At 79.9% G+C, this 542-nt stretch carries 1 protein-coding gene; it reads right to left on the bottom strand.

Annotated elements, in window-relative coordinates; translation table 11 throughout:
- On the bottom strand, positions 1 to 542 hold a 542-nt coding region (locus AE652_RS42855), incomplete at both ends, for a glycosyltransferase family 4 protein (RefSeq protein ID WP_049661828.1).

The raw sequence follows: 542 nt of genomic DNA, 5'->3' as shown, positions 1-542 counted from the left end.
CGCGCTCGGCGGGCGGGGCGAGCAGGATCCGGGTCAGGGCGGCGGCCACTTCGGCGGGCGCGCGGCCGTTGACGACCGCGCCGGTGACGCCGTCCAGGACGGTGTCCGGGGCGCCGCCGGAGCGGCCGACCACCACCGGGAGGCCGGCCGCGGCCGCCTCCAGGAAGACGATGCCGAGGCCCTCGGCCTCCAGGCCCAGCCGGCGGGTGCGGCACGGCATCGCGAAGACGTCCGCCTCCGCGTAGTGGACGGCCGTCGCGGCGTGGTCGAGGCCGCCGGTGAACACCACGCTGCCCGGCTCGGCGAGGCGGAGGGCGAGGCCCCGCAGCCGGTCCTCGTCCGGGCCCCGGCCGACCAGTACCAGGGTGGTCCCGGGCACGGCCCGGCGGATCGCGGGCAGCGCGCGGATCAGCACGTCCTGGCCCTTGCGCGGGACCAGCCGCGCCACGCAGAGGACCACCGGGGCGGCGGACGCCTCCCCGACGGAGTCCTCGGCGGCCGGTCGGAAGACCGCCGGGTCGACCCCCGGCACCAGGCGCGCC

Source organism: Kitasatospora sp. MY 5-36 (genome assembly GCF_001182915.1).
GTDB lineage: Bacteria > Actinomycetota > Actinomycetes > Streptomycetales > Streptomycetaceae > Kitasatospora.
This window is presented reverse-complemented; position numbering and strand designations above follow the sequence as displayed.